Genomic DNA, 21,139 nt, shown 5'->3' with positions numbered 1-21,139 from the left:
CATGTTCCGCGTCACCCGCTATATCAAGTCCCTGATGGAACCGACGCCGCTCGCGCCGGCCCGCAAGCCGCCGGGCCCGGTGGTGATCTGGAACCTGATCCGTCGCTGCAACCTGACCTGCAAGCACTGCTACACCACCTCGGCGGACATCGACTTCGCCGGGGAGCTCTCCACCGCCGAGGCCCGAGCGGTCCTCGATGACCTGCACGGCTTCCGGGTGCCGGCGCTGATCCTCTCCGGCGGCGAACCGCTGATGCGGCCGGACATCTTCGAGCTGTCGCGGCGTGCCCGGGAACTGGGCATCTACACCGGGCTCTCCACCAATGGCACCCTGATCGACGAGTCCAACATCGACGAGATCGCCGACGTCGGCTACGACTACGTGGGCATCAGCATCGACGGCCTCGAGGCCACCCACGACGTCATCCGCCAGCGCCAGGGCGCCTTCCGGGAGTCCATGCACGCGGTGAAGCTGTGCAAGGAGCGCGGCATCAAGGTGGGGCTGCGCTTCACCCTGACCCGCGAGAACTACGAGCAGCTGGGCGACATCCTGGCACTGCTCGACGAGCACGACGTCGACAAGTTCTACCTCTCGCACCTCAACTACGGCGGCCGCGGCAGGCGCCACAGCAAGCAGGACGCCTGGTATCGCATGACCCGCGACGCCATGACCCGGCTGTTCGACCACTGCCGCGCGGAGCTCGAGCGTGGCGTGGAGCGCGAGTACGTCACCGGCAACAACGACGCCGACGGCCCCTTCCTGCTGATGTGGGCCCGCGAGCACTTCCCCGACCGGGCCGACGACCTGAAGCAGCGCCTGGTCAACTGGGGCGGCAACGCCTCCGGCGAGCACATCGCCAACATCGACAACCTCGGCAACGTCCACCCCGACACCTTCTGGTGGGACCACGACCTGGGCAACGTGCGCAGCCGCCCCTTCTCCGAGATCTGGCGGGACACCTCCGATCCGCTGATGGCCGGCTTCCGCCAGCGCCCGCGGCCGCTCAAGGGGCGCTGTGCCGAGTGTCGCTTCCTCGACATCTGCAACGGCAATACCCGCGTGCGGGCCTGGAAGGTGACCGGCGATCCCTGGGAGGAGGATCCCGGCTGCTACCTGACCAACGCCGAGATCGGCGTCGACGAGGGCCATGACCGGCGCGTGGCGGCACCCTATGAGGCCATCCAGGCCACCGAGCTCTGAGCCGCGCCAGGCGACGACCATGACCGTGACATCCCGGGAGAGCGAGCCATGACGGCATTCCGCAAGACACAACACCTGAGCTTCGACCTCGACGAGGCGCCGCTGGGCCGCGGCGAGGTGGCCATCGTCGGCGCCGGCCCCGGCGACCCGGGGCTGCTGACCCTGCGCGCCCTGTCGCTGCTGCAGCAGGCGGACTGCCTGGTGTTCGACCGGCTGGTCTCCGCCGAGATCCTCGCCATGGCCAGGCCCGAGGCGCGTCGCTTCTACGTGGGCAAGGCCTCGCGCTGCCACGCCCTGACCCAGGAGGAGACCAATGCCCTGCTGGTGCGCCTGGCCGGCGAGGGCGAGCGGGTGCTGCGCCTGAAGGGCGGCGACCCCTATATCTTCGGCCGTGGCGGCGAGGAGGCCGAGGCCCTGATCGAGCACGGCATCGGCTTCCGGGTGGTGCCGGGCATCACCTCCGCCTCGGGCTGCTCCAGCTACGCCGGCTTTCCGCTGACCCACCGCGACTACGCCCAGAGCGTCACCTTCGTCACCGGCCACTGCAAGGGGGACCGGGAGCTGGACCTGAACTGGGCGGCCCTGGCCGTGCCCCACCACACCACGGTGTTCTACATGGGCCTGGCCAACGCGGCGATGATCCGCCGCGAGCTGCAGCGCCACGGCATGCCCGCCGCCACCCCGGTCGCCCTGGTGGAGCGCGGCACGACCCCGGAGCAGCGCCACGTGCTGGCCACCCTGGGTGACCTGGTCGAGGTGATCGAGCGCGAGGCCTTCCGGCCCCCCACCCTGATCGTGGTGGGCGAGGTGGTGCGGCTGGCCGACGCCCTGGCGCCGTCCATGACCCGCCTGGCCCGCGAGCCGGATGCCGCGCTGGCCGCCGCCCCCCACCTCATGCCCGGGAGGGTCGCCCTGTGATACGACCCGCCCTGCTGCTCGGTGGCCTGCTGGGGCTGCTGGCTCCGGCGCTGCCGGCCCTGGCCGAAGCGCCGGACCCCAACATGCTCTACAACCGCCACTGTGCCATCTGCCACGGCGTGAGCCGGCTGGGCGGCATCGGGCCGGCGCTGCTGCCGGACAACCTCTCGCGGCTCAAGCACGACGAGGCGGTCTCGGTGATCCGCGACGGCCGACCCGCCACCCAGATGCCCGCCTACCGGGAACTGCTCGCGGAGGAGGAGGTCTTGGCGCTGGCCGAGTGGATCTTCACGCCGCCCGAGCACGAGCCCAGCTGGGAGGCGGCGGACATCCTGGCCAGCCACGAGGTGCGTCACCCCTACGGCAGCCTGCCCGATGCGCCGGTGTTCGAGGTCGAGGACCTCAAGAACCTCTTCATCGTCGTGGAGATCGGTGACCACCATGTCAGCCTGCTCGACGGCGACCGCTTCGAGCGGATCACCCGCTTCCCCAGCCGCTATGCGCTGCACGGCGGCCCCAAGTACAGCCCGGATGGCCGCTACGTCTACTTCGGTTCCCGGGACGGCTGGGTGACCAAGTACGACATCTACAACCTGGCGGTCACCGCCGAGGTGCGCGCCGGGATCAACATGCGCAACATCGCCGTCTCCGCCGATGGCCGCTATGTGCTGGCCGGCAACTACCTGCCCCACAGCCTGGTGCTGCTGGATGCCCGGGACCTGGACCTGATCGCGGTGATCCCGGTGGAGGGGCTCGACGGCGAGACCTCGCGGGTCAGTGCCGTCTATACCGCGCCGCCGCGCAACAGCTTCGTGGCGGCCCTGCGCGATATTCCCGAGGTGTGGGAGATCCGCTGGCCCGAGCAGCGCGCCGAGGGCGACGAGGCCATCGTCGGCGACTTCGCGCTGCACCGCATGGAGGCCCCCGACTACCTGGACGACTTCTTCTTCGACCAGCAGTACCGCTACATCGTGGGCGCGGCCCGCGGTGGCCAGGGCGGCCAGGTGTTCGACATGGACGCGGAGCGCAAGGTGGCGGACCTGCCCCTGGAGGGCATGCCGCACCTGGGCGCCGGCATCACCTGGGAACTGGACGGCCGCCGGGTGATGGCGATCCCCCACATCGACAAGGGGCAGGTCTCGGTGTTCGACATGAGCGACTGGTCGCTGATCACCCATCTCGAGACCGACGGTCCCGGCTTCTTCATGCGCAGCCACGAGAACTCGCCCTACGCCTGGGTGGATGTCTTCTTCGGCCCCCACCACGACCGTATCCACGTCATCGACAAGCAGTCGCTGGAGATCGTCGAGACGCTGATCCCGGAGCCCGGCAAGACCGCCGCCCACGTGGAGTTCGACCGCCGCGGCGAGACCCTGCTGCTGAGCATCTGGGACGACGACGGCTACCTGCTGAAGCTCGATGCCAACACCCTGGAGGAGCTGGACCGCATGCCCATGCGCAAGCCCTCGGGCAAGTACAACGTCTGGAACAAGACCCAGTACGAGGAGGGCACCAGCCACTGAGCGGGCGAGATAAGAAGCATTATTGATACCTGTCATGGTCCCGGCGGTCCCGGGCAAGGCACAATGGGCGAGACACCTCCAGTGCAACCCTCGGGACAGCTGCCATGACGTCACCCCAACCCGAGCCGGCCGGCATCCCCGTCGCTCGGCTCGCCTTCCGCCCCTTCTTCCTGCTGGCCTCGCTGTTCAGCGTGCTGGCCATGGTGGTGTGGTTCGCCTTCTGGCACGGCGACATCCTGTTGCGCCCCCATGGCGGGCTGATGTGGTGGCACCAGCACGAGATGATCTTCGGCTTCGGCGCCGCCGTGGCGGTGGGCTTCCTGCTCACGGCGGCACAGAACTGGACCGGCCAGCCGAGCCTGCGAGGGGCACCGCTGCTGGGGCTGGTGGGGGTCTGGTTGGCCGCCCGGCTGCTGATCGCCTTCCCCATGGGGCTCCCCGCCGGGCTGCTGATGGCCATCGACCTGGCCTTCCTGCCCCTGGCCGCCCTGGCGCTCGCGCGGATGGTGGTGGCGGTTCGCCAGTGGCGCAACCTGGTCTTCGTGCCGATCTTCCTGCTCATGGCGGTGGCCAACCTGGCCATGCACCTGGGGGTGATGCGCGGCCAGCTGCCGCCGATCCGCGAGGGCGGCTACCTGGGGGTGCTGCTGATCGCCACCCTGATGGTGCTGCTGGGCGGCCGGGTGATCCCCTTCTTCACCTCCCGGCGGCTCGACCGCCCGAAGCCCGCCGAGTGGCCGATGCTGGAGCGGCTCTCGCTGTGGTCGATCTACGCGGTGGTGCTGCTGCAGCTGGCGGTGCTGCTCGGGGTCGAACTGCCCCGGGGCCTGCTGGGCTGGATCATGCTGGTGGCCGCCGCCGCCAACGGCGTGCGCCTGGCCCGCTGGGGCGGGCAGCATACTCTCGCCGAGCCGCTGCTGTGGGGGCTGCACCTGAGCTATGCCTTCATCGTGGTGGGGCTGGTGATGTGGGCCCTGGCACTGACCGGGGTGTTCCGCGTGGAGCTGGCGCTGCATGCCCTGGCCATCGGCGGCATCGCCAGCATGATGCTGGCGATGATGGCGCGGGTCTCGCTGGGGCATACCGGCCGGCCGATCCGCACCCTGCCGGGTATCGGCGTGGCGCTGGGGCTGATGTTCACCGGCGCCCTGCTGCGTTCGCCGGTGCTGGCGCTCTTCCCGCAGATCACCCACTGGACCTACAACCTGAGCATCGTCTTCTGGTGCATCGCCTACCTGATCTTCCTGTTCCACTATGCGGTGCCGTTGACCACGGCCCGGGTCGACGGAAAGGATGGCTGAGGGCGCACGGGAGGCTGCCAATGCTCGAGCACTACTTCCTGGTCAAGCACCTGCATGTCACCGCCGCGACCCTGAGCCTGCTGTTCTTCATGCTGCGGGCCTGGTGGTCGGTGCGGGAGTCGCCCTGGCGGCAGCGCCGCTGGGTGAAGGTGCTGCCCCACCTGATCGATACCCTGCTGCTGACGCTCGGCGTGCTGCTGATGGTGATGCTCGGGATGTGGCCCCACCAGCACCCCTGGCTGGCCGCCAAGCTCATCGCCCTGCTGCTTTACATCGGGCTGGGCACGGTGGCGATCAAGCGCGGCCCCACGCCCGCGGTACGCGGTGCCGCGGCCCTGGCCGCGGTGGCCACCTTCCTCTACATGCTGGGGGCGGCGATCCGCCATGATCCGCTCTCCTGGCTGGCGGCCGGCTGAGGCGCCGAATGACGCGTGGGCTCGCGGCTCTCTATACTGGGGCGGAGTGTCCGATAACCACCGACAAGGAGTGACTTCATGAGCCAACAGGATCTTCCCTCCGGCGCCGGCCAGGTCGCCGAGCAGTTTCCCGAGGTGTGGGACGCCTATGCCGCCCTGGGCAAGGCGTGCGCCGAGGCGGGCCCCCTGGATGCCCGTACCCGGCGCCTGGTCAAGCTGGCGCTGGCCGTGGGCGCGCGCTCCGAGGGCGCGGTGCACTCCCATGCCCGCCGCGGCCTGGAGGAGGGCGAGTCTCCCGAGGCGCTGAAGCAGGTGGCCATGCTGGCCATCCCGACCCTGGGCCTGCCCAGCGGCGTCGCGGCGCTGACCTGGATCGAGGATCTCACCGAGGCGTGACCCCTCCCTGCCGGCAGTGCGCTGCCGGCTTCCCCCCTTGCCGCGTCTGGCAAGCCTCCGTTGCCGCCTTCCGACCACTCCCTATTGACCCTCGTCAAAGTCATGGACGGGTTCCGGCTGCTACTCTTTAACATGCATGCTGAATGCATATTAAAGGGGGCGGAAACGGCGGTTGCACAGCGGCGAACGCGGGCCGCCGGTTTCGACAAGAATGCAAGACGAGCAAGGGGGTATGGTCCATGACCGAAGGCCTGACAAAGGCAGCTGCCCGCAATATCTTCTATGGCGGGTCGCTGTTCTTCTTCCTGGTGTTTGCCGCGCTGACGGCTCACAGCCATTTCTACATCGTCAATACGTCCACCCAGCCGATGACGGACTCCGTGCGGCAGGGCAAGCATGTCTGGGAGCAGCACAACTGCATCAACTGCCACACCATCCTCGGTGAAGGCTCCTACTTCGCCCCGGAGATCGGCAACGTCTGGACCCGCTATGGCGGCCACGACAACCCCGAGGGGGCCCGCATGGCCCTGGCGGCCTGGATGCGTGCCCAGCCGACCGGTGCCCCGAACCGTCGTCAGATGCCCTACTTCGAGATCAACGACGAAGAGATGCAGGCGCTGATCGACTTCTTCGAGTGGACCGACTCCATCGACACCCAGGGCTGGCCGCCCCATCCGGCCGGTTGATCCGGACGCCATGACCCCGCCGGATTCCCGAACCCAGGAGAGCCGAACCGATGAAATATGAAACGCAGAGGGTGGCCCTGCCATTCTTCATGGTCGCGATGGCGCTGTTCGCGCTGCAGATCGTCTTCGGTCTTGCCGCCGCCGCCGCCTATGTCTGGCCTCACTTCATGTCCGAGGCCATGCCCTTCAACATCACCCGTACCAGCCACACCAACCTGCTGATCGTCTGGCTGCTGATCGGCTTCATGGGCTGCACCTACTACCTGATGCCCGAGGAGGCCGAGAACGAGATCTACAGCCCCAACCTCGCCTATCTGCAGCTGGCGATCTTCGCCATCGCCGGCGCCGGGGCGCTGATCAGCTACCAGTTCGGCATCCACGAGGGGCGCCACTACCTCGAGCAGCCGCTCTGGTCGAAGATCCTGATCACGATCTCCTTCCTGATGTTCCTGTTCAACACCAGCCTGACCATGCTCAAGGGGCGCAAGACGGCCATCAACATGGTGCTGATGCTCGGCCTCTGGCTGGCCGCGGTGTTCTGGCTGTTCGCCTTCTACAACCCCGATAACCTGGCGCTGGACAAGCTGTGGTGGTGGTGGATCGTCCACATCTGGGTGGAAGGCGTGTGGGAGCTGATCATGGCCTCCCTGCTCGGCTACCTGCTGATCAAGATGACCGGCGTCGACCGCGAGATCATCGAGAAGTGGCTCTACGTCATCGTCGGCCTGGCGCTGTTCTCCGGCCTGCTGGGCACCGGCCACCACTACTACTGGATCGGCACCCCCGGCTACTGGCAGCCCATCGGCAGCATCTTCTCCACCCTGGAGGTGATCCCGTTCTTCGCCATGGTGGTGTTCGCCTTCTACATGTTCTGGAAGGGCAACCGCAACCACCCGAACAAGGCCGCCATGCTGTGGACCATGGGCAGTGCCGCCGTGGCCTTCTTCGGCGCCGGCGTGTGGGGCTTCATGCACACCCTGTCGTGGATCAACTACTACACCCACGGCACCCAGATCACCGCGGCCCACGGCCACCTGGCCTTCTACGGCGCCTACGTGATGCTGGTGCTGGGCGTCATCACCTACGCCATGCCGCAGCTGCGCCGCGTGCAGCCCTACAACCAGGTGCTGAACATGTGGGCCTTCTGGATCATGACCTCCGCCATGTGGTTCATGACCTTCACCCTGACCTTCGCAGGCGTCGTCCAGACCCACCTGCAGCGGGTGCTCGGCATGAACTTCATGCAGATCCAGGATCAGCTCGATCTCTTCTACGTGTTCCGCTTCGGCACCGGTATCTTCGTCGGCCTCGCCGCGGTGATGTTCATCTACGCGGTCTTCGGGCCGGCGCGCGAGCAGGTGCCCGCCACCAGCAAGCCGCTGACCGCCACCGAGTGAGCCCCCTGGCGGGCCGCGGCCCCTGCCGCGGCCCGCCGGTGAAACCCCTGGAGTGACCCATGTCCCATACCGCAACGGTGTCCGAGCTCGACCGGGAGCTGCCCTTCTACCAGCCGGTCGGCAATGAATGCGCCCTCTTCGAGCAGGCCTACCGGCAGCACCTGCCGCTGCTGCTCAAGGGCCCCACGGGTTGCGGCAAGACCCGCTTCGTGACCCATATGGCGGAGAAGCTGGGGCGGCCGCTGTTCACCGTCTCCTGCCATGACGATCTCACCGCCGCCGACCTCACCGGCCGCTACCTGCTGCAGGGTGGCGAGACCCGCTGGGTCGACGGCCCGCTGACCCGCGCCGTGCGCGAGGGCGGCATCTGCTATCTCGACGAGGTGGTCGAGGCGCGCAAGGACGTCACCGTGGTGCTGCACCCGCTGACCGACGACCGCCGCCTGCTGCCCCTGGAGCGCACCGGCGAGCTGCTCGAGGCGCCCGACGACTTCATGCTGGTGGTCTCCTACAACCCCGGCTACCAGCATATCCTCAAGTCCCTGAAGCCCAGCACCCGCCAGCGCTTCGTGGCGATGTCCTTCGACTTCCCGCCCCCCGACGTGGAGTGCGGCATCGTGGCCCGGGAGAGCGGCCTGTCCCACCAGCGCTGCGCCGCTCTGGTCAACCTGGCCGCCCGCCTGCGCGAGCTCAAGGGCCAGGACCTGGAGGAGGGGGTCTCCACGCGCCTGCTGGTCTACTGCGCCACCCTGATCCAGGCCGGCATGCCGATCCTGGAGGCCACCCGCGCCACCCTGGTGGAGCCGCTGACCGACGACCTGGACGTCCAGGAAGGGCTTATGGAAGCCATCAACGCAACCTTCGGCTGAGCCGAAGGGGGAGTCCGCCATGCTGCACTTTCTCGAGGTCGAGGAGTTCGTCGGCCGCCACTGGCACCGCTGGGCCTCCAGCGCCGCCAGCTATCGGCGCTATCCCGAGGCCGCCGTGCCCCTGGAGGAGCTGCGCCACGTGCTCGGCGTCTTCTTCCGCGCCAGCGGCGGCGAGTGCGGCCTGGAGGTCGCCGCCATCGTGGCGCGCAGCTCGGCGCATCGGCTCTCGCTGCGCCAGCGCCTCGGCTTCGACGACGAGGCCGTGGACCAGGCGCGTCGCGACGAGGAACATCTGCTGCTGCCGCCGACCCTGGATGTCTTCCCCGAGGCGCGCCTCAACCGCGACCTCTACTTCTGGCTGACCGCCTACCTGGCGGTGGCCCGGCATCCGGAGCGCCACGCCGACCCGCTGCAGGATGACCTGGCGCGGCTGCGCGAGGCGATGCGGACCACCGAGGCGGCCCTCGAGCGCTTCCCCGGCCTTGCCGGGCGCTATCGCGAGCTGTGCAGGGCGCTGCTGGCGGTGCGGCCGGTGCGGCGCAAGCTGCCGCCCATGGAGCAGGCCTTGGAGGCCACGCTGCGCGCCCTGCTGGGCGACGATACGCCGCTCGAGGGCTGGGCCGCCTCCATGGCCGCCGCGGTAGCCGATCCGGAGGTGTCCCTGGCGCCCTTCCAGGCCCCCCGGGGCTATCGGCCGCCGCTGCCGGTGCCTCTGTGGGGCCAGGTGGTCGACCTGGGCCTGGGCCACGGCCGCGAGGAGAGCGACGAGGACCCCCACGACGGCGAGGCCAACAGCGCCCAGCAGGCCAGCGAGGGCAAGCGCAAGGCCGAGCGTCGCCACCAGGACCAGTCGGAGCGCAACGACCCGCTGGTCGCCAACCGCTTCGAGAAGATGCTCTCCTGGACCGAGATGGTGAACCTCAACCGCCTGGTGGAGGACAACGAGGACGAGGAGGCCAAGCGCGCCGCCGAGCAGATCGAGGAGATCGTCATCAGCCCGCACAAGCAGCGGGCGGCGACCCGGCTCAAGGTCGACCTCGACCTGCCGCCGGACGAGGCGCTGGGCGAGCGCCTGCGCGGCAGGCAGCTCTACCCGGAGTGGAACTACCGCAAGCAGCGCTACCTGCCCGACCACTGCCAGGTGATCACCGATCTGCAGAGCGAGGAGGGCGAGCAGTGGGAGCCCGACGACGCCACGCGGCGGCGCATCCGCCGGGTGCGCCGGGAATTCGAGGCGCTGCGTCCGCGCCGCGAGATACTGCGTGGCCAGGTCGACGGCTCCGATCTCGACATGGACGCCGTGATCCGCTCGCGCTGCGACCTGGCCGCCACCGGCGAGGCCAGCGACCGCCTCTACCTGTCGGCCCGCGAGCAGGCCCGCGACCTGGCGGTGGATATCCTGATCGACGTCTCGCTCTCCACCGACGCCTGGCTGGACGACCGCCGGGTGCTCGACGTGGAGAAGGAGGCGCTGCTGGTGCTGGGCCACGGCCTGGCCGGCTGCGGCGACGACTACGCCATCCACTGCTTCACCTCCCATCGCCGCCAGAAGGTGTGGGTTAACACCATCAAGGGCTTCGAGGAGGCGATGGGCGAGCGGGTGGCGCGGCGGGTCTCGGCCCTCAGGCCCGGCCACTACACCCGCATGGGGCCGGCGATCCGCCACGTGACCGGGGAACTGGCCAAGCGACCCAATCGCCACCGCCTGCTGCTGGTGATCACCGACGGCAAGCCCAACGATACCGATTACTACGAGGGGCGCTACGGCATCGAGGACACCCGCAAGGCGGTGCTCGAGGCGCGCCAGCAGGAGGTGCGGGTGTTCGGCGTCACCGTGGACCGCGAGGCGCACCAGTACGTCTCTCACCTGTTCGGCCGCGGCAGCTACGCCATCGTCAACCGGCCCGAGCACCTGGCCCAGGCGCTGCCGGGCATCTACCGACAGATCATCGGTCACTGAGGAGGGCCGGCCATGAGGAACGACAGCGTGTCGAATCGCCGTCCCGCCATTGCCGTGGTGGTGGGGCTGCTGGTGGCCCTGGCGGTGATCACCCCGCTGGCCTGGCTGATCAACACCCGCGACTGGGGCATCCTGGTGATGTTCGTGGTGCCCTTCGCCGTCTGGGGGCTGATCTGGCTGGGCCGCCGCCTGGCCGAATGGGCCGGCGTCGGCCCACCGCCCTGAAGGCCCCCCGTTTACTGCCGCAGTAACGAGACGCGCCGCCTACGTGGGCGGCGCGTCTCATTGGGGGGCAGGCTCGCTATGCCGCCTGGGCCACCAGGTAGCCGGCGCCCACCAGCAGCAGGGTGAAGAGCGTGAGGCCGGTGAAGGCGCCGCGCCAGGCCGGCGTCGAGGCGCGAAGGCCCAGGTAGACCATCAGCACCCGGTGCGCCTTGAAGAAGGTGGTGGCCAGCAGCAGTGCCGCCGACCACAGCGGCAGCGCCTCCAGGCGGGCCTCGCCGCCCAGCCGGGCCGAGGCCATGGTGATCAGGGTCAGGCCCATCAGCACCGCCCAGGTGATCAGCAGCCGGCGGGTGGCGCCATCGGGGGCGGCCTTCGTCGAGACATTCATCGGCTTACCTCAGCAGATAGATGATGGGGTAGAGCAGGATCCAGATCAGGTCGACCATGTGCCAGAAGGCGGCGGCGGTCTCCACGTTGTCGTGGGAGAGCTTCCAGGCCACCAGGGCGATCAGCCCCAGGCCGAAGAGCACATGGGCGAAGTGGAAGCCGGTCAGCAGGTAGTAGAAGGTGAAGAAGGTGTTGGTCTCGGGCGCAAGGCCCTGGCCGAGCTTGTCGGCGTACTCCACCACCTTGACCACGCAGAACACCACCCCCAGGGCGAAGGCGCCGGCCAGCCACTGGCGGCAGCGCCGCCGCTCGCCACGGCCGATGGCCTGCACCGCCAGGGCCGCGAACAGCCCGCTGGTCAGCAGCACCAGGGTGTTAAGGCCGCCGGCCACCGGGTCGAGCAGCTGCTGGGAGGCGTCGAACACCTCGCGCTCTCCGGCGCGCAGCCAGGCGAACAGGCCGAAGAAGGCGGCGAACACCAGCATCTCGCTCAAGATCAGCACCCACATGAGCGGATTGCCCGGCAGTGCCGAGAGCGGCCCCCAGCCGGGGTTGGGCAGCGAACCCTCGCGGGCTGCGTCGCGTTCGCTCATCTCGGCCCTTTTCGTTTCAACCCCCTCCATCTCAGCCCTCCGGGGGGGCGGGAGCGGGCTCGAACTCGGCGCGCACCCCTGGGGTGGTGAGCTTCCAGCCGGCCCAGGCGAACAGCACGGTGAGCAGGGTGGCGGCGAGGATCAGCCCGCCCAGCAGGCCGATCAGCCCGGCGACGGGCTCCTGGGTGTTGATCGCCGCCTCGGTGGTGGCCTCCGGCAGCAGGCCGAAGGTCAGCGGCGTCAGCGCCGCGCCGCCCAGCACGCCGACGAAACCGGCCGCCATCAGGGCGACGAAGGCGCGCCTGGCCCAGGGCAGCCGGCGCAGCAGGGCGATGGCCAGGGTCAGGGTGACCAGCGCGCCGACCGCCAGCAGGCCGGCGACGCGAGCGCTGCGCTCGATCATCCAGGCCACGCCGCCGGTCAGCCCGCCGCTGCCGGCCTCGACGCCCAGGCTGGTGGCCAGCCCCTCGCCCGGGGCCAGGGGCAGGGCGAGCAGCCCCATCACCGCCAGCGAGAAGAGGATGAAGCCCCAGGCCAGGCCGGTGACGGCCGGGGAGCGTCGGGGCCGCGGAGGAGGTGTCATGGCAGCGGCTCCGTCAGTCATCCAGGCGCACCGCGGCGCCGCCAAACAGCAGGCTGCGCGGGTCGCGCAGTGGCTGGCCGGCCATCAGGCGATGGATGCCGACGCCGCAGCGGCCGATGGTCCAGACCAGGCAGGCGGTGAAGAAGCCGTAGCCCAGCGTCCAGGAGGCCCAGGCGGGGGCGCCGACCCACCCCAGCAGGTTCCAGGCGGCCAGGGCGCCGGCGCCGGCCAGGGCGCCCAGCCAGAAGGTGCGGATCTGGAACAGCAGGTGGCTGTCGGCCATGGGCGAGACCCGGCCGCGGCGCAGGTGGGCGATCAGCACACCGATCGGCGCGGTGATCACCGCCATGATGCTGCCCAGGTAGAGCACGTAGATGACGGCGGCCAGGCCGCGACCCCGGGTGTCGGGTGCAAGCGTGGTGTCGGTGTGGGACATGTCGACGGGTCTCCTGTCGGGGGCTTCCTGTAACCATGCATCCTGAATACTACTATGCCGCCGGAATACCCCAGCGACATTGTCGGAAATCAAATCAATGGCCTTTCACTGGCGCCGGGAACGCCTGCGCCCGGCGGGGCCGGGCGCAGGGAGTGGGTGGAAGAGTGAAGGAAACTCAGGTCTTGCCTTCGGCCTTGAGCTGCTCCTGCTCCGCGATCATGCGGTCCACGGAGGAGATGTGGTACTCGTCCGCGAAGGCGCCCTCGGGCTCCTTGAGCCAGATGAAGCAGACCAGCCAGCTGAAGAAGGCGCCCGCCGCCAGGATGTAGAAGAACTGGGTCGGGGTGACGAAGGTGAAGATGGTCAGGTAGACCACCGCCCCCACGTTGCCGTAGGCGCCGGCCATGCCGGAGATCTGGCCGGTGATGCGGCGCTTGATCGACGGGATGATGCCGAAGGTGGCGCCCTCCGAGCCCTGCACGAAGAAGGAGGTGAAGATGGTGATGGCGATCGCCAGGATCAGCGGCCAGCTGGAGTTCATCATCGCCATCAGGGTGAAGCCGATGCCGATGCCGAACATGTAGCTGAGCATCACGAAGCGCCGGTTGCCCATGCGGTCGGAGACCGCGCCGCCCATGGGGCGCGCCACCAGGTTGACGAAGGCGAACGACGAGGCGATCAGGCCGGCGGCCGCGGCGGAGAGGCCCCAGGTCTGCTCGAAGAACATCGGCAGCATGGAGATCACCGCCAGTTCCGCGCCGAAGTTGGCGAAGTAGGTGGTGTTCAGCGCGGCCACGCTGTTGAAGTGGTACTTGTCGTCCTCCGGCACGCCCTTCCTGAGGATCGGCACGTTGACGCGAATGATCTGCACCACCTGGTAGATCACGATGGCCACGATCGCGAGGTAGGCGATTACCGCGGCGGTGGTGGACATGAAGCCCATGTTCTGGATACGCCACACCAGGATCGCCAGCACGCCGACCAGCGGGATGGTCCACAGGATCAGCTTGACCATGTCGGCCCAGCTGCTGACCTCCATGGCCATCGCCTTGCGGGTCTTGCGGTGGGAGGTGGCATCGGGGCCGTCGGTGATGGCGAACCAGTAGAAGACGCCGTAGGCGGCCATCACGAAGGCGCTCTGGGCGATGGCCCAGCGCCAGCCCTCGTCGCCGCCGTACCAGACGATGGCGATGGTGGGCAGGGTCATGGCGGCGGCGGCGGAGCCGAAGTTGCCCCAGCCGGCGTAGAAGCCCTCGGCGAAGCCGATGTGCTTGGGCTTGAACCACAGCGCGGTCATGTGGATGCCGACCACGAAGCTGGCGCCGATGGAGCTCAGCACCAGGCGGGCGACCAGCAGCTGGGTCATGCTGTTGCCGAAGGCGAACATCAGCGCGGGAATCGCCATGACCACCATCAGGATCGAGAAGACCCGGCGGGGGCCGAAGCGGTCCAGCGCCATGCCGACGATGATCCGCGCCGGGATGGTCAGTGCCACGTTGCAGATGGCAAAGAGGCGGATATGGTCCTGGGTCAGCCAGTCGACGTCGCGCAGCATGCTGGTAGCCAGCGGCGCCATGTTGAACCAGACATAGAAGGTGATGAAGAAGGCGATCCAGGTCAGGTGCAGGGCCCTGATCTCCGGAGTGCGTACCTTGAACAGGTCAGCGACTTTCATGGTCGTGTCATCCTTTTCGCAAGGCGAACGGGGCCGATCAGCTGGGCAGGATCAGTAGGGGACATTCGGCGCGGCGAGTCAGGAAGGAGCTGACGCTGCCGAAGGTCATGTAGTCGAGCTCGTCGACGAAGTAGCTCAGCGACTGGGCGATGAAGCCACCGTCGGGCTTCTGGCTGTGGCGGGCGATCACCAGGATGTCCGGCGACAGGCGCTTGGTGGCATCGAGCAGCATCTTGCGGGCGTCGCCCTCGGCGATGATCAGCTCGGCGTCGAGGCCCTCCTTCACGGCCACCTCGACCGCCTCCTCGAGGTCGGCCTTGAGCTCCCGGTACTCCTCCTGGAAGAGGTCCTCGTTGGCGTCGGTGGAGTCACGCGGGTTCTCGGCGACGCCGACCAGCACGATCAGCGGCGACATGGCGTGAAACATGGTGATGGTCCGGGCCAGTGCCAGCTTGGCATTCCGCGAACCGTCATAGGCGATCATGATCTTCATGGGGCACCTCCAGCATCCGGGGTAGAGGCGGGGCGGCCGGGTTCTCCCGGCCGCCGGGCGTGTGGTAAGGGCGGGTCAGGGGTTCTTCACGTAGGCGTTCTTGCGCAGGTAGAACCACCAGTTGATCACCAGGCAGACCGCGTAGAAGATCGCGAAGCCGTACATGGCGAGCTCGGGGGTGCCGGCCTGGATCTGCTCACCCATCACCCGCGGGGCGATGAAGGCGCCGTAAGCGGCCACGGCGGAGGTCCAGCCCAGCACCGGGCCCTTCTGGTGCTGGTCGAAGATCACGCCGATGCTGCGGAAGGTGGAGCCGTTGCCGATGCCGCTGGCGGCGAACAGCACCACGAACAGGATCATGAAGATCGCGAAGTAGCTGTTCGGGTCGGTGGCGTTGTAGGCCAGCATCATCACGTAGCCGGTCACCGCGGAGGCCACCACCATGACCACCGAGATGATCTGGGTGACGATGGAGCCGCCCACCTTGTCGGAGATCCAGCCGCCGATGGGACGGATCAGGGCGCCGACGAAGGGGCCGATCCAGGCCCAGGTCAGGGCGCTGGGGGCGTCGGGGTTGGCCACGCGGGTCACGGTGCCGTCGGCGGCGACCTCCATCATGTTGCCGAAGATGACGTTGATGGAGAGCGGCAGGGCCGCGGAGAAGCCGATGAAGGAGCCGAAGGTCAGGATGTAGAGGACCGTCATCGACCAAGTGTGCTTGTTCGAGAAGATCGCGAACTGCTTCTGGATGTTCGGCTTGATGTCGCCGGGGATCAGGCGCAGCAGCACCACGGTCAGCACGATGGTCAGCGGGACGGCGATCCACATGTTGAGCCATACCAGGGCCAGCATGCCGATGACGCTGGTGACCGCCCCCACGGCGTAGAGGCCGAGGATCTTGCCGAAGGCCTGGGCCGGGGTGCCCGGGTCGGGGGTGATGGTGCGCAGGTTGTTCATGCCGAACCAGCCGGCGAAGGCCAGCGGGATCAGGAAGACCAGCCAGATGAAGCCGGCGTTCTGGATCCAGGTATCGGTGCCTGCCTCGATGCGCCCGATCAGGGTGCCGCTGGCGCTCTGCAGCTCCATGGGGCTGCCGGCGATGGCGCCGAAGATGCCCACGGTCATCACCAGCGGGATCAGGATCTGCATGGTGGTGACGCCGAAGTTGCCGAGGCCGGCGTTCATGCCCAGCGCATAGCCCTGCTGCTTCTTCGGGTAGAAGGTGGAGATGTTGCTCATGGAGGCGGCGAAGTTGCCGCCGCCGATGCCGGAGAGCAGTGCCAGGGCCTGGAAGACCCACAGCGGTGTCTCGGGATTCATCAGCGCGATGCCGGTCCCCAGTGCCGGGAACATCAGCAGGGCGGTGGTCAGGAAGACGGTGTTGCGCCCGCCGGCGATGCGGATCATGAACGAGGCGGGAATCCGCAGGGTCGCCCCGGAGAGCCCTGCCAGGGCGGTCAGGGTGAACAGCTCACCCACCGTGAACGGGAAGCCCAGGTTCTGCATCTGGGTGGTGATCATCCCCCACATCAACCAGACGGCAAAGCCCATCAGCAGGCTCGGGATGGAGATCCACAGGTTGCGGGTGGCGACCTTCCTGCCCTCCTTCTCCCAGAACTCCTCGTTCTCGACATCCCAGTGTTCGATGTCGGCATTCTTCCTGGTCATGGCATTTCCCCTTGAGGCTAGCGGTGTGCTCTTGGCGCTTGGCATCGGTTGACCGATATCAAGACGGTGAGCCTTGGGGGGAAAGATACGCCTGACCGGCAAGGCGCGAAACGTGGCGAAAGGGGCCAGAAAATGGCGGGATACCTCCAGGGAGGTAGTGGGGGATAAGCGGCAACCCATTGCTTGGTATGGGGTTTTTCTTGAGGGGAGTAGAGGGCGAGGGGGGCGCAGGGGCCCCCGGATTATTTGGAGGTATCCACACAGAGCCGCGGGGTATTCCTCGCGGGCTCAGCGGTCGATGCCCTCCTGCACCGCCCACACGGCGGCCTCGACTCGGGAGCGCAGGTTGAGCTTCTTGAGCAGGTGCTTGACGTGCACCTTCACCGTGCCCTCGGTGATGTCGAGCTTGCGGGCGATCATCTTGTTGGAGAGCCCGCCGGCCAGCTCGCGCAGGATCTCCCGCTCGCGCTGGGTGAGGCTCTGGATGTCGGGTGCCGCCGGCTGGCTGCGCTGGCTGCGCAGCGCCCCGGCCAGCAGGGCGGTGAGGCTCTCGCTGATCACCATGCGGCCCAGCGACGCCTGGCGCAGCTGTCGGATCATCTCGTCCGGGTCCATGTCCTTGAGCAGGTAGCCGTCGGCGCCCGCCTGCAGGGCGTCCACCACGTCTTCCTCGTGGTCGGAGACGGTGAACATCACCACCCGGCCGGCGAAGCCCTCCTCGCGCAGCCGCTTGAGGGTCTCGATGCCGTTCATGCCGGGCATGTTGAGGTCGAGGAGCACCATGTCGGGGTCGAGTGCCAGGGCCAGGCGGATGCCCTCCGCGGGCTCGCCGGCCTCGCCGATCAGCGCCATGTCTTCCTCCAGCTCCAGCAGCTGGGAGACGCCGCGGCGCAGCAGCGGATGGTCGTCGATGATCAGGATGCTGGCGGGGGTGTCGTGGGGGGTATCGGTCATCCTGGCTTATTCCCTGTGGCCTTGGCGGTCGGTGGCGATGGCGTCGAGGCGCGGATCGACGGAGGTGGCGGGGCGGCTGTCCGCCCCGACGTGCTGGCTGATCAGGCGCGCGGTCTGGGGGGTGAACACCAGCTCCACCCGGGTGCCGCCGCCGGCGCGGTTCTGCAGCGTCAGGCGGCCTCCCAGGGTCTCGGCCCGGTCGCGCATGATCACCAGGCCGTAGTGCATGGGCGGGGAGCTGTCGTCCGCAAGGCCCACCCCGTCATCCTCGACGACGACGTGCAGGCGCGCCGCGCGGAAACTCACCGTGACCGCAGCCCAGTGGGCGTTGGCGTGCTTGACCACGTTGGCCAGCGACTCCCGCACCACCTGCAGCACGTGGATCTCCTCGTTGGGGTTGAGCAGGTGGGGCGGCAGGTCGACGGTCAGCCCCACCCGGGTGCCCAGCCGCTCGCCGAACTCCTCCACGGTCTGGCGCAGGGCGCTGGCCAGCCCCGGCCCCTCGAGCTTGAGGCGGAAGGTGGTAAGCAGCTCGCGCAGCTGGCGGTAGGCGCTGTCGAGCCCGGTGCGCAGCTCGTCGAACACCGCCGCCTGGGTCTCCCGCGGGGCCTCCTTCTGCTGCATGCGCTCCAGCCGCGCCACCTGCATCTTCAGGTAGGAGAGCGACTGGGCCAGGGAGTCGTGGAGCTCCCGGGCGATGATGGTGCGTTCGTTCATCAGCGTGACCTGCTGCTGCTCCTCGATGCGGCGCTGCAGGTAGACGGCGGTGGCCAGCTGGTCGGCCAGGGCGTTGAGCAGGCGCTTGACGCTGTCGGTGAGTGGGACATCCCGCGGGTACCAGACCTCCAGGGTGCCCAGCATCAGGTCGCCCACGCTCACCGGCAGCAGCTGGCACTCGCCGGCCTCGGTGGCCTGCAGGGTCAGCGGCTGGGGGTCGAGCAGGCAGGCGTGGCAGTCATGGTCGCGGCAGTACTCGGGGCGGCGCGGCGAGTGGGTGGCCAGTATCGGGATGTCGCGGTCGTCATGGGGGTCGTGGAGCGAGAGCCGGATCGGGCCGATCTCCAGCAGCTGCTCCAGGCGGCGCAGCATCGGGGCGGCGCTGGCGCAGAGGTCGTTGCCGCCGCCGTAGAGGGCGCGACTGCCGTCGTGCAGCACCTGCATGGCGCGATTGCTGCGCTCGAGCTCCGCCTTCTTGCGCGAGACCCGCGCCTCCAGCTCGGCGTAGCTGTCACCGAGCTCCTCGGCCATGGTGTCGAAGGTGCGCCCCAGCAGGGCCAGCTCGTCGTTGCCGGAGAGCCGGGTGCGGTGGCCGAAGTTGCGGTGGGCGGCCTCCCGGGCCAGCACTACCAGCTGGCGCAGCGGCAGCACCAGGTTGTGGCGGATATCGTAGAGGGCGATGACCACCACCACGGCGGTGAGGGCCAGGAAGAGGATCTGCAGGGCGCTGAGCAGCTGGATCTTCGACTCGCTGTTCTGCTCCAGCAGGGTGACCAGGGCATCGATGTCGTCGACCAGGTCGTCCAGGGTCGCGCGCAGGGCGTCGGGGTCCACGCCGCCGCCGCCGGTGGCCAGCTCGACCTGGGGGGCCAGCTCCTGCCCCCAGCGCGCCAGGATCAGGCGGTACTGGCGCTGCAGGGCATGGTCCTCGGCGTCGGGCAGGGCGCCGGTCAGCTCGGGGCTGGCCAGGCGCTGCTCGAGCCGCTCGGAGAGCTCGGCCACGCGGGCGCGGGCCTCGCGGCCGGGCCGCTGCTCGTGGCGCTGCAGGGCGCTGACGATCTGGTAGGTGTTCATGCGCAGCGAACCGGCCACGTTGATGGCGGCAGCATCGCCGCGGCTGTCGCTGGCCACGGTCATGGTCACCACGATGCTGACCAGCGCCATGGCGCTGATGGCCAGCAGCGAGGCGGTGATCCGGGCTACCAGGGAATGTCGCAGCAGTCGCATGGCGCCTCGTGCTCGTTCAGGGGGCAGCAGCCAGTCTACTACACCCATGGGGGTATAACGCATACCTCCGATGCCCCTTTGACCCCGGGGGGCGGGGTCCCGAGACTTTCCCGAGACCCACTGCGCTTATTGGCCCCCCGATGATGCCAGCCGCCCCAGATCTCGACCAGGACCCGACCGGGGGCTATCGCCCCCTGGTCGTGGTGCTGCTCTCGCCGCTGGCCTTCGCGCTGGTGTTCGCCAGCTGGACCATCTTCGCGGTGCTGGGCCTGGAGCTCAAGGTCCTGCTGGCGCTGGGCGAGGGGCGCTTCGCGGTGCTGCTGGCCATGCCCATGGCGGTGGGCGCCCTGGCCTCGCTGCCCATGGCGGCCCTGGCGCAGCGCGTCGGCGGGCGGCGGGTGATGATCGCCAGCCTGCTGCTGATCTGCCCCTTCCTGTGGGGGCTCTCCCACTCCCGCGACTACCTCCATTTCCTGCTGGCCGGGGCCGGCCTGGGCCTGGGCGCCGGGTCGCTGTCGGCGGGGCTGGTCTACGTGGCGGGGCTCTGCCCGCGGCGCCACGCCGGCCTGGCATTGGGGCTCTATGGCGCGGGGATGGCCGGCGCCGGGCTCAGCTACCTGCTGCTGCCGCTGATCAGCCAGGCCTACGGCTGGCGCACGGCGCCGCTGCTCTACCTGCTGCCGGTGCTGCTGGTGGCCGCGCTGCTGTGGCTGTTCGCCGATGATCGCCTCGACGAGCCGCGCGGGTCGCCCGCCCGGCCCCCGGGGGGGCTGCTGGCCGGCCTGGGTCGCCTGGCCGGCTGGCGGCTGTGGCGTCTGGCGCTGGTCTACAGCTTCTTCTACGGGGCCTTCGTGGCGCTGGCGCTGTGGCTGCCGGCCTACCTCAGCGCTCAGTATCAGCTCGAGCTGAAGCAGGCCGCCCTGACGGCGGTGCCTTTCGTCCTCGCGGTGGGCATCGGCCAGGTGGTCGGCGGCGCCTGGGCCGACCGGCGCGACTTCCGCGCCCTGCGCTGGTGGGTCAGCGCCTTCGTGCTGGTCTGCCTCTTCCTGCTCTCCTACCCCCCCTTCTCCATGCAGATCGAGGGCGTCCACGGCGTGATCGCCCTGCACTACGCGGCCCCGCTGTGGGGCTTCCTGTCGCTGCTGACCGCCATGGGCATGGCCATGGGCATCGGCCAGGGCAGCCTGATGCGGTTGATCCATCGCGACCACGGCGACGAGATGCCCCTGGTGGGAGGGCTGGCGCTGACCCTGGGCGGGCTCTTCGCCGCCCTGCTGCCGCTGATGTTCGTGATCGGCAGCGAGTGGGTCGGCATCCGCACGGCCGGCTTCATGTTCCTCTACGGCTCGCTCGTCGTGTGCATGCTGGTGATGGTCTGGGACCACGCCAGCGGGTACGCCGGCCGGGCCTGACTCCTCGGGCTTATCCCCTCGGCTCGGCGGGCCTATCACCTTGGGGGTAGAGGGGCGGTATATGGAGGTAACCGGGCAGTAATCCGCCGCCCGATCACCCAG

Annotated in this window: 21 protein-coding genes; 12 read left to right on the top strand and 9 right to left on the bottom strand. The window is 68.7% G+C overall.

The genetic code is table 11. The features are described 5' to 3' along the window. Position 1: 1 nt before the first annotated feature. The 11 genes from nirJ (at position 2) to BDK63_RS02460 (ending at position 10,892) form a co-directional block, all read left to right on the top strand. Positions 2–1,201, top strand: a complete 1,200-nt coding sequence (gene nirJ / locus BDK63_RS02510; RefSeq protein WP_183329750.1) for a heme d1 biosynthesis radical SAM protein NirJ — start codon at positions 2–4, stop codon at positions 1,199–1,201. Positions 1,202–1,249: 48 nt separating this feature from the next. Next, on the top strand, positions 1,250–2,119 hold the full coding sequence (cobA, locus tag BDK63_RS02505) for a uroporphyrinogen-III C-methyltransferase (RefSeq protein ID WP_183329749.1): 870 nt from the start codon (positions 1,250–1,252) through the stop codon (positions 2,117–2,119). Then, positions 2,116–3,642, top strand: a complete 1,527-nt coding sequence (locus tag BDK63_RS02500) for a cytochrome D1 domain-containing protein (protein WP_183329748.1) — start codon at positions 2,116–2,118, stop codon at positions 3,640–3,642. Before cobA ends, BDK63_RS02500 begins: the two co-directional genes overlap by 4 nt. Before the next feature lie 104 nt (positions 3,643–3,746). After that, a complete protein-coding gene (locus BDK63_RS02495) occupies positions 3,747–4,943 on the top strand; it encodes an NnrS family protein (protein WP_183329747.1) in 1,197 nt (398 codons plus the stop codon). A 20-nt stretch (positions 4,944–4,963) separates the two neighbouring features. Continuing rightward, on the top strand, positions 4,964–5,359 hold the full coding sequence (locus BDK63_RS02490; protein WP_183329746.1) for a SirB2 family protein: 396 nt from the start codon (positions 4,964–4,966) through the stop codon (positions 5,357–5,359). A 78-nt stretch (positions 5,360–5,437) separates the two neighbouring features. Further along, complete coding sequence (locus BDK63_RS02485; RefSeq protein ID WP_183329745.1) at positions 5,438–5,755, top strand: carboxymuconolactone decarboxylase family protein; 318 nt, start codon at positions 5,438–5,440, stop codon at positions 5,753–5,755. A 239-nt stretch (positions 5,756–5,994) separates the two neighbouring features. After that, entirely contained in the window at positions 5,995–6,441 is a 447-nt protein-coding gene (locus tag BDK63_RS02480) for a c-type cytochrome (protein WP_183329744.1), read from the top strand. 50 nt (positions 6,442–6,491) lie between these two features. Next, positions 6,492–7,838, top strand: coding sequence for a cbb3-type cytochrome c oxidase subunit I (locus BDK63_RS02475; protein ID WP_183329743.1), 1,347 nt, complete (start codon positions 6,492–6,494; stop codon positions 7,836–7,838). Positions 7,839–7,897: 59 nt separating this feature from the next. After that, positions 7,898–8,707 (top strand): CbbQ/NirQ/NorQ/GpvN family protein, encoded by an 810-nt coding sequence (locus BDK63_RS02470; RefSeq protein ID WP_183329742.1) that lies wholly within the window; start codon positions 7,898–7,900, stop codon positions 8,705–8,707. Between the two features lie 19 nt (positions 8,708–8,726). Further along, a complete protein-coding gene (locus BDK63_RS02465) occupies positions 8,727–10,667 on the top strand; it encodes a nitric oxide reductase activation protein NorD (RefSeq protein WP_183329741.1) in 1,941 nt (646 codons plus the stop codon). A gap of 12 nt (positions 10,668–10,679) precedes the next feature. Next, positions 10,680–10,892, top strand: coding sequence for a hypothetical protein (locus BDK63_RS02460; protein WP_221202478.1), 213 nt, complete (start codon positions 10,680–10,682; stop codon positions 10,890–10,892). 76 nt (positions 10,893–10,968) lie between these two features. On the opposite strand, the gene BDK63_RS02455 is transcribed toward BDK63_RS02460, so the two are convergent. The 9 genes from BDK63_RS02455 to BDK63_RS02415 all read right to left on the bottom strand — a co-directional run bounded on the left by BDK63_RS02455 (position 10,969) and on the right by BDK63_RS02415 (position 19,625). After that, the gene (locus BDK63_RS02455) at positions 10,969–11,280 is read right to left on the bottom strand and encodes a cytochrome C oxidase subunit IV family protein (protein WP_183329740.1); all 312 of its coding nucleotides are present in this window, start codon (positions 11,278–11,280) and stop codon (positions 10,969–10,971) included. Between the two features lie 4 nt (positions 11,281–11,284). Continuing rightward, positions 11,285–11,872 (bottom strand): cytochrome c oxidase subunit 3 family protein, encoded by a 588-nt coding sequence (locus BDK63_RS02450; protein ID WP_183329739.1) that lies wholly within the window; start codon positions 11,870–11,872, stop codon positions 11,285–11,287. 31 nt (positions 11,873–11,903) lie between these two features. Beyond that, positions 11,904–12,455, bottom strand: coding sequence for a hypothetical protein (locus BDK63_RS02445; protein WP_183329738.1), 552 nt, complete (start codon positions 12,453–12,455; stop codon positions 11,904–11,906). Positions 12,456–12,468: 13 nt separating this feature from the next. Continuing rightward, positions 12,469–12,891: a DUF4870 family protein gene (locus BDK63_RS02440; protein ID WP_183329737.1), complete on the bottom strand. Its 423-nt coding sequence runs from the start codon at positions 12,889–12,891 to the stop codon at positions 12,469–12,471. 175 nt (positions 12,892–13,066) lie between these two features. Then, positions 13,067–14,566, bottom strand: coding sequence for an MFS transporter (locus tag BDK63_RS02435; RefSeq protein ID WP_183329736.1), 1,500 nt, complete (start codon positions 14,564–14,566; stop codon positions 13,067–13,069). A 37-nt stretch (positions 14,567–14,603) separates the two neighbouring features. Beyond that, positions 14,604–15,059 (bottom strand): universal stress protein, encoded by a 456-nt coding sequence (locus BDK63_RS02430; protein ID WP_183329735.1) that lies wholly within the window; start codon positions 15,057–15,059, stop codon positions 14,604–14,606. A 75-nt stretch (positions 15,060–15,134) separates the two neighbouring features. Next, positions 15,135–16,727 (bottom strand): MFS transporter, encoded by a 1,593-nt coding sequence (locus BDK63_RS02425; protein ID WP_183329734.1) that lies wholly within the window; start codon positions 16,725–16,727, stop codon positions 15,135–15,137. A gap of 288 nt (positions 16,728–17,015) precedes the next feature. Next, on the bottom strand, positions 17,016–17,681 hold the full coding sequence (gene narL / locus BDK63_RS02420) for a two-component system response regulator NarL (RefSeq protein WP_183329733.1): 666 nt from the start codon (positions 17,679–17,681) through the stop codon (positions 17,016–17,018). 6 nt (positions 17,682–17,687) lie between these two features. Continuing rightward, entirely contained in the window at positions 17,688–19,625 is a 1,938-nt protein-coding gene (locus BDK63_RS02415) for a type IV pili methyl-accepting chemotaxis transducer N-terminal domain-containing protein (RefSeq protein WP_183329732.1), read from the bottom strand. Between the two features lie 143 nt (positions 19,626–19,768). On the opposite strand from BDK63_RS02415, the gene BDK63_RS02410 reads away from it, so the two are divergent. Then, positions 19,769–21,037, top strand: a complete 1,269-nt coding sequence (locus BDK63_RS02410) for an MFS transporter (RefSeq protein WP_183329731.1) — start codon at positions 19,769–19,771, stop codon at positions 21,035–21,037. The last annotated feature ends 102 nt before the right edge of the window (positions 21,038–21,139 follow it).

This window comes from Halomonas campaniensis, from assembly GCF_014193375.1.
GTDB classification, from domain to species: domain Bacteria; phylum Pseudomonadota; class Gammaproteobacteria; order Pseudomonadales; family Halomonadaceae; genus Halomonas; species Halomonas campaniensis.
This window is presented reverse-complemented; position numbering and strand designations above follow the sequence as displayed.

What these genes read in the sequence shown, in the direction of transcription:
- nirJ (WP_183329750.1), top strand. Translation starts at nt 2, where the DNA reads ATGTTCCGCGTCACCCGCTATATCAAGTCCCTGATGGAACCGACGCCG.
- cobA (WP_183329749.1), top strand. Translation starts at nt 1,250, where the DNA reads ATGACGGCATTCCGCAAGACACAACACCTGAGCTTCGACCTCGACGAG.
- BDK63_RS02495 (WP_183329747.1), top strand. Translation starts at nt 3,747, where the DNA reads ATGACGTCACCCCAACCCGAGCCGGCCGGCATCCCCGTCGCTCGGCTC.
- BDK63_RS02490 (WP_183329746.1), top strand. Translation starts at nt 4,964, where the DNA reads ATGCTCGAGCACTACTTCCTGGTCAAGCACCTGCATGTCACCGCCGCG.
- BDK63_RS02485 (WP_183329745.1), top strand. Translation starts at nt 5,438, where the DNA reads ATGAGCCAACAGGATCTTCCCTCCGGCGCCGGCCAGGTCGCCGAGCAG.
- BDK63_RS02480 (WP_183329744.1), top strand. Translation starts at nt 5,995, where the DNA reads ATGACCGAAGGCCTGACAAAGGCAGCTGCCCGCAATATCTTCTATGGC.
- BDK63_RS02475 (WP_183329743.1), top strand. Translation starts at nt 6,492, where the DNA reads ATGAAATATGAAACGCAGAGGGTGGCCCTGCCATTCTTCATGGTCGCG.
- BDK63_RS02470 (WP_183329742.1), top strand. Translation starts at nt 7,898, where the DNA reads ATGTCCCATACCGCAACGGTGTCCGAGCTCGACCGGGAGCTGCCCTTC.
- BDK63_RS02465 (WP_183329741.1), top strand. Translation starts at nt 8,727, where the DNA reads ATGCTGCACTTTCTCGAGGTCGAGGAGTTCGTCGGCCGCCACTGGCAC.
- BDK63_RS02460 (WP_221202478.1), top strand. Translation starts at nt 10,680, where the DNA reads ATGAGGAACGACAGCGTGTCGAATCGCCGTCCCGCCATTGCCGTGGTG.
- BDK63_RS02455 (WP_183329740.1), bottom strand. Translation starts at nt 11,280, where the DNA reads ATGAATGTCTCGACGAAGGCCGCCCCCGATGGCGCCACCCGCCGGCTG.
- BDK63_RS02450 (WP_183329739.1), bottom strand. Translation starts at nt 11,872, where the DNA reads ATGAGCGAACGCGACGCAGCCCGCGAGGGTTCGCTGCCCAACCCCGGC.
- BDK63_RS02445 (WP_183329738.1), bottom strand. Translation starts at nt 12,455, where the DNA reads ATGACACCTCCTCCGCGGCCCCGACGCTCCCCGGCCGTCACCGGCCTG.
- BDK63_RS02440 (WP_183329737.1), bottom strand. Translation starts at nt 12,891, where the DNA reads ATGTCCCACACCGACACCACGCTTGCACCCGACACCCGGGGTCGCGGC.
- BDK63_RS02435 (WP_183329736.1), bottom strand. Translation starts at nt 14,566, where the DNA reads ATGAAAGTCGCTGACCTGTTCAAGGTACGCACTCCGGAGATCAGGGCC.
- BDK63_RS02430 (WP_183329735.1), bottom strand. Translation starts at nt 15,059, where the DNA reads ATGAAGATCATGATCGCCTATGACGGTTCGCGGAATGCCAAGCTGGCA.
- BDK63_RS02425 (WP_183329734.1), bottom strand. Translation starts at nt 16,727, where the DNA reads ATGACCAGGAAGAATGCCGACATCGAACACTGGGATGTCGAGAACGAG.
- narL (WP_183329733.1), bottom strand. Translation starts at nt 17,681, where the DNA reads ATGACCGATACCCCCCACGACACCCCCGCCAGCATCCTGATCATCGAC.
- BDK63_RS02415 (WP_183329732.1), bottom strand. Translation starts at nt 19,625, where the DNA reads ATGCGACTGCTGCGACATTCCCTGGTAGCCCGGATCACCGCCTCGCTG.
- BDK63_RS02410 (WP_183329731.1), top strand. Translation starts at nt 19,769, where the DNA reads ATGCCAGCCGCCCCAGATCTCGACCAGGACCCGACCGGGGGCTATCGC.